A 6,371-nucleotide genomic window follows, 5' to 3' on the forward strand; every position below is an offset into this window, starting at 1 on the left:
AGAACAACAGATTACGATTTAATAGTTTCGTAACAAATGAAACGCCTCCTAGAATTTATAGGAGGCGTATATATATTTTAGAAAATAAATTTGGAGGTAATTATAATTGAAAGTAGATTTTATGCAAATGATAGCTAATATGGGATTCCCCGCAATCGTTACAATGTATCTTTTGATTCGTATCGAAGCGAAACTAGAAAACCTAAGTTCAAGCATAAACGCCTTAAGCCTAAATATCCACCAATTTAATAATAAAAATACGTAAAAGATCTACACAACTAAATCAAAGTTGTGTAGATCTTTTTTAGATTAACCTACTTCTGATGCATTTACCTTAATTTCATTTATAATTTTAATCAATTTATTTCTTTTTTCAATATTATTTTCAAATAAATAAATTATACCTCCATCTATAATTTATTTAGATTCATCTTTTAAAGATTTTACTTCCTCTACAGTTAATCCAGTCTTATTAGCTATCATCTCTATTGATAAAATATCCAATAAACTCTTAGCTATTTCTATAGCTTTTTTTCTTTCACCTTCTTCTATAAGGCTCTTCCCTATTTCAGTCACTCTTAACTCATCCTTTACTTGCTCTAAATCTTTATCTGTTAAAAATTTGCTAGCAAAAGCATATAGAATCGACTCTATATCTCCTTTATGTGAACTTTTAATGTCTTTAGTTAATCTTATTGCCTTTAATATCTTTTCTTTCTTATCCATCTTACTGCCGATTATAGGAGTAAATTTAAGTTTTATTATATCTTGCTTATCTATATCATTACCACAAGATAACTTCTCTATTATTTCATTAAATACTTTATCACCATCTTCATTTACCATAGATATAGCATTTACTTTATAAGTATTCATACCACAACTATACTCATTTATAGGATTTTTTATATCTCCTAAATAAACAACATATGTTGTAATATCCTTTTTAGTTTGATAATTTAAATAAAGCCTCATAAGTTCTAAATCTCATTAGATCTTCTACTCCTTTATTTGTTGTCTGAAACTCAAAGTGTATATAACTATCATCTTCCATTAAAAAAGTATAATCCATATACATATTCTTACTATCTAAAACAACCAATTCCGTTGGACCACTTATTTTTACTTTTTTATCTATTCCAAAGAACTTAAGCCCTTCCTCTGCAAATATATCCATGGCTCTTTTCATTATAAAATCTTCATAATTTGGCTTTTTCATTAGTTCATCGCCTATATCATTAAGTTGCTACATCTATTTATATTTTTCCATATATTCTTTTAAAGCCATTGATATTAAATCTTGCTTGTTGGAGTGCTTTTTCTCCGATTCCTATATATTCTCTTAATTAATCTGTTGTGCTAGTTAAAATCTATTTACTAAATATGGTAAATAGATTTTAACAAAAAAATGCTTCCTTAATGCTTAATATTTGTAAATTTTATCCAAATATTAAATACTTTATTTTACCTACACTATCTTCATTTCCTAAAATTTTTAATGCAATTCTAGTATGTAAACCCCTCAGCGTTTTAGGTAAAACTTGATTTATATTAAACTGCTCTGATAATTGCGAGAACGAAGTTTCTATTCTTCTTCTTATTTTAAATATCATCTGGCGATATTCTTTAGTATATTATTTTTTGTCATTATCTCTTTTCATAAAAATCAAATCAATGAGTTTTTCTTTTTTTAGTTCAGGCGCTAGACTCTTATTTATATATCCTTTATCACCTATAATAGAAATGTTTATATATCGGGCAGTTAAATCCCATAAAGCATCTCTGTCATCTACATTTGCAGCAGTTAGTACAAAGTCACTTATAAATCCTTGTTGTGTACAGATTACATGTAGTTTCATACCGAAAAAAGTTTCTTTTTTAGAGGCACAATAACCATACGTAGCTATACCTTTAAATGATTTACTAAAATGAGCTCTTCCAAATTTACATACGGGTATTGGCATACTATCTATAATTCTAAGGTTATCTTTTTCATATCCCATCACATATAACATCTCTTTTTGTATTTCTAATATAGTATCATGTAAATTTATTTTGGTTCTATTAAATCTAGTTCTATCACCGATTTCAGGAAATAAATCTTTATATTCTCTTTTTATGAAATTGAACCATGATTTTTCACTTGTTGCTCCAAAGGCTTCGCCTACAGTAGCAATTGTAATAATCTCACTATCAGATAAATTGCTTTCTCCTACATTTCTTCTATTTTGAATATGCTTAGGTGTAACTTTTAAATATACGTCATCTAAAATTGTATAAATAATAATAAAAAAATCTCTTAAGTTTTCGTTATTTTGGATATAATAATTATTAAGCTCTAGCATTTAGGGAACCTCCTATTAGATTATTTGGTTTATCAATAGGTTTCCATATTTGCTAGAGTTTTAATATTGAAATTTTTAAGTTTTAAATACATAGGAAAAGAGTTGAAATAGGATAAAAAATTCCTACCTCAACTCTTTATATTTAAATGTTATAAAAAGCTTATTTATATAGATATTCTACAAATACATCATTTTGTTCATAAAGTTCCTTTAATATAACTTATTTTATTGAGTAAACTTTATATAAATTAAAGTAATTTTAGGAAGTATAATCAAAAGAATATTAAAAGCTAGTATTAAAATCGAAATAACTATATACCTCTTTTTATACATTGATACTATAGCAATATACTCTCTAATCATAGCATTTGGTAAAAAGTACTTAGCAGTTTTAGACCCTATTCCTTGACTTTTTAAATTTGCTAATCTTGCATATATTCCAGCTCTAAATAAGTGATAATTATTAGTAACAAAAATACTATTGTATGAGGTAGGCATTAGATTGTCCATTATGCTTTTAGAAAATTTCATATTTTGTAATGTACTAACTGACTTATCTTCTAAAATAGTATCTTTCATAGGAATCCCTTTATCTATAGCGTATAATTGCATCCCTAAAGCCTCTGATATTTCTTCATCATGACCTTGTCCTCCCGAAAATATAATTTTAGGAGGTTTTGAAATCTTAGATTGTTTATTATAAAAACTAATAGCCTTATTCACACGACTAGCAAGTAACGGAGGAACCTTATCTCCCATTAACCTACTACCTAAAACAATAATAAAATCTTGATTCATCTTAGGTCTATTAAGTTGATAAATTAGTGATGCCATCAAGAAATTAAATACATCAAATAAAAAATACAGGCCTATCATATAAAAACTATTAAAGAATTGCCTAACATCTGGATATAAGAATCTATCAAAATTACATATATCTATAATTACATAACCAATTAGTGTTAATCCTAAAAATAATGTTAATAAATTTGATAAAGACTTTCTTTCTCTTTGAATAACAATTTTTGCATTTATTAGTAATCCAATAATTAATGCATATATTCCAAACAATAGTACAAATATCATAATAATAAATATAATTAGTACAATAAATTCTAAAAATATATTATTTGATGTAACCCCTAAGAAACTAATCGCTAATCCAGTAGAAATTAAAAATACATTAAATAAAAATCCCGTTAAAACTCTTCTTCTATCATAGAAGTATGAAATTAAAAATATAGCTAGTGACAGTATACTTAATGATAAAAATATACTAATCTCTAGTTTTCCTTGAAAATGTTCCAGTATGTTAGTCATATGTATATAAGTCCTCCTAAAAATCTTTTGTAATTATTATTTGAATGAAAATTTTATATTATTCATTTTTAAAATATTTAAAGACAGTACTAAATTAAAAGTAATACTGTCTTTATAATTAATAATTATTTCATTATAAAATAACTTACTACATATATGGCAAAAATGTGAAGTATATAGTAACCATAGAAGAAAGACTTCATAGATTTGCCCTTTTGTCCATTATATAAATAAATCGGTAAAATAGCAAATATTGCCATCCACTGATAGTTTAAACTCAATATATTCCCTAATGAAATACTTGATATTAGGTAATACATTGAGAAAATTAATATTATAAAAATTTGCATTTTCTTTTTATCTTTAAAAGTATAAAATAATAAAGCCATTAAAATATATAAAATTCCACCTTCAACAAATAGTGGTGTTGGTACTATATTAAAAAGTAATGTCCCTAAAGTTAAATTAGCTGACATAACGCTAGGAATAATAAAACTTAATGTAAGTGATGATATAATAAATAAAATTATTAAAAATATACTAAAATACTTTTTATTTCTAAAATTATATTTTAATAAATCATATAAATACATTGAAAGTACACTCCAAAAAATTGCTCCAAATATGTTTGCATATAGCTCAATTCCTTCAATAGGTAAGAATTTCGAAAAAATAGTATTCAATAAATTCATTGTCCAAAATCCTATTAACAACCTTAATAAATACTTTTTCTTATTTCGAGTATAATAATACCCTTCTGCACTTGTGAATAAAAAAATAGTTGCTACAGGTCGCCCTAGCCATCCAAACCATATAGGTGTTGGAATTGCTAAAAATGCACCTATATGATCAAATGTCATAAGTACAATTCCTATTATCTTTAATTGAAAACTTGTAATCCCTTTTTTTAACGATATCTCCATAATAAACTCCTTATAATATAATTTTGTATACAATATTATATTATAAGGAGTTTAATTCAACATTAAATAAACATTAAATAAACATTAAATTTTCGAATAAAAAATCACTTTTCTATATAAATTTTCACTTATATACTAGTTTAATTTATGTTCAAATTAATTTTTAATATTTCAATAAAATCAATTTCATCCTGAGTAAGTAGTGACTTAATTGGCTTTATATAGCCAAATTATTTATACTCTCATCTTGATTAATATCCTTAAAAACTAAATCAATTCCATTTAAGCCATAATAGCTATTAGTGTTTTTAAACTTCATTATAAAAGCTATAGCATTCAACTTATCTATAGTCATTAATAAAGAATAATAGTCTGTTAACTCAATCTTTTGAGTAAACTTTTGCATCCCAAGATTAACATATAGAGAAGTGTATATAAAGTCAGAACTTGAAAACATGGGAATTGATTATACATTATATGAAAACTGTTCAGGAACAAGTGATTTAATAGGTGAAAAAGAAGGTAAAGTAGTTGGACTAAGAGCTGATATAGATACGACTGCAATAAAATAAAAATCAAATGTTAATTTCGCAAGTACAACAGATGCTATGCATTCATGCGGACATGATACACCTGTAGCTATGTTATTAGGTGTAGCTAAGATACTAAAAAACATGAAGATACATTAAATGGACAAGTAAAAATAATGTTCCAACCTGGTGAAGAATATGATACAGGTGCAAAATTTCTAATAGAGCAAGGCATTTTAGAAAATCCAAAATTTGATGTAATGTTTGCACAACATATATTACTAGCTCCAAATGTGGTACCTAGAATGATAGCTTTAAAAGACAATCAGATAAAAAGGTAGTTAATATTAAACCCTCCTAACCCAGTTACGGCTTCTGAAGATTTAGCATTCTATTTTGAACAAGTTCCTGGCACTTATTATTGAATAGTAGCTGGTAACTTAAACGATGAAGGCTATTATCCAGTACATCATCCACAAATGATAGTTAATGAATCGCTCTAATAAATGGTGCATCTGTAACGTTACAATCAACAGTTGACTATCTTAATAATAACTAATTCACAAGAGAGATACAATGGAGCATAGATATTATATATAGGATTATTTTTAGTGTTATATGTATTTGTAAGTTCAGTTTATAAATCAAAAAAATTTTCAAATACATTATGTGCATAAAAGGATGAGGGTATAATTCCCTCGTTTTTTAATTTTTTAATATTACTTTTTGTAATATTTTCGTATTACTACTTGTAATATATGATATTACTTTTATATTACTATATATGTACCTATTGATATAACTACATCTTATCCTTTTTATGGAGTTTGGCTTTCGCCACCGCGCTTTACGCTAAAATCTTTTTAGTAAAAACCGCTAAAAAGAATTTTCTCTTCAATCGCTAACTCAAAATCATCTACCTTCTTAAAGATCTTTCATAATATACTTTAAAATCCCTCATTCTCCTTTATTTTATCAATTATAAATTCTTTTAAATAAGGCATTTCTAAACATACTAAATCTATATTTTCTTTTACAAAGAATAATATAAGTTCTTTAGTTTCTTTTCGATTTCTACCTAATCTATCTATTTCTTTTACTACTAAAGTGTCTCCAGGTTTAATTATAGTCAAAAGTTCATTTAAGCCGTCTCTATCTAAGATTTTACCACTATATTTATCAGAAAATATAAACCTTTCATTTATACCATAATTAGCTAATGCATCTATTTGTCTATGAAGACTTTGATGTTT

The 6,371-nt window shown here is 25.7% G+C and carries 8 protein-coding genes and 2 pseudogenes; 3 read left to right on the forward strand and 7 right to left on the reverse strand.

Features of this window, described 5'->3' with window-relative positions; all coding sequences use genetic code 11:
* The first annotated feature begins 106 nt into the window (after positions 1-106).
* Positions 107-265 carry a YvrJ family protein gene (locus CHF27_RS13120; protein WP_243445020.1) on the forward strand — a complete coding sequence of 53 codons (159 nt, stop codon included), beginning with the start codon at positions 107-109 and terminating at the stop codon, positions 263-265.
* Positions 266-417: 152 nt separating this feature from the next.
* On the opposite strand, the gene CHF27_RS13125 is transcribed toward CHF27_RS13120, so the two are convergent.
* The 6 genes and pseudogenes from CHF27_RS13125 to CHF27_RS13145 form a co-directional block, all read right to left on the reverse strand.
* Positions 418-975 carry an RpnC/YadD family protein gene (locus CHF27_RS13125; protein WP_330409806.1) on the reverse strand — a complete coding sequence of 186 codons (558 nt, stop codon included), beginning with the start codon at positions 973-975 and terminating at the stop codon, positions 418-420.
* The gene (locus CHF27_RS14650) at positions 947-1,219 is read right to left on the reverse strand and encodes a hypothetical protein (RefSeq protein ID WP_330409807.1); all 273 of its coding nucleotides are present in this window, start codon (positions 1,217-1,219) and stop codon (positions 947-949) included. Before CHF27_RS14650 ends, CHF27_RS13125 begins: the two co-directional genes overlap by 29 nt.
* A 220-nt stretch (positions 1,220-1,439) precedes the next feature.
* Positions 1,440-2,345: pseudogene (locus CHF27_RS13130) on the reverse strand (IS982 family transposase).
* Positions 2,346-2,570: 225 nt separating this feature from the next.
* On the reverse strand, positions 2,571-3,665 hold the full coding sequence (locus tag CHF27_RS13135) for a YdcF family protein (protein WP_243445021.1): 1,095 nt from the start codon (positions 3,663-3,665) through the stop codon (positions 2,571-2,573).
* 125 nt (positions 3,666-3,790) lie between these two features.
* A complete protein-coding gene (locus CHF27_RS13140; protein WP_095405152.1) occupies positions 3,791-4,588 on the reverse strand; it encodes a TraX family protein in 798 nt (265 codons plus the stop codon).
* A 217-nt stretch (positions 4,589-4,805) separates the two neighbouring features.
* Positions 4,806-4,994, reverse strand: coding sequence for a hypothetical protein (locus tag CHF27_RS13145; RefSeq protein WP_095405153.1), 189 nt, complete (start codon positions 4,992-4,994; stop codon positions 4,806-4,808).
* Positions 4,995-5,016: 22 nt separating this feature from the next.
* Here CHF27_RS13145 and CHF27_RS14315 point away from each other — a divergent pair, with 22 nt between their 5' ends.
* Positions 5,017-5,160 (forward strand): hypothetical protein, encoded by a 144-nt coding sequence (locus tag CHF27_RS14315; protein ID WP_158534776.1) that lies wholly within the window; start codon positions 5,017-5,019, stop codon positions 5,158-5,160.
* Positions 5,161-5,276: 116 nt separating this feature from the next.
* A pseudogene (locus CHF27_RS14130) lies at positions 5,277-5,459 on the forward strand (amidohydrolase); the annotation flags it as partial.
* Positions 5,460-6,065: 606 nt separating this feature from the next.
* Here the strand turns inward: CHF27_RS14130 and CHF27_RS13150 are convergent.
* Positions 6,066-6,371 (reverse strand): recombinase family protein (locus CHF27_RS13150; protein ID WP_147294092.1); only part of this gene is annotated, 306 nt, incomplete at its 5' end.

Source organism: Romboutsia maritimum, from assembly GCF_002251085.2.
Taxonomy (GTDB): domain Bacteria; phylum Bacillota; class Clostridia; order Peptostreptococcales; family Peptostreptococcaceae; genus Romboutsia_B; species Romboutsia_B maritimum.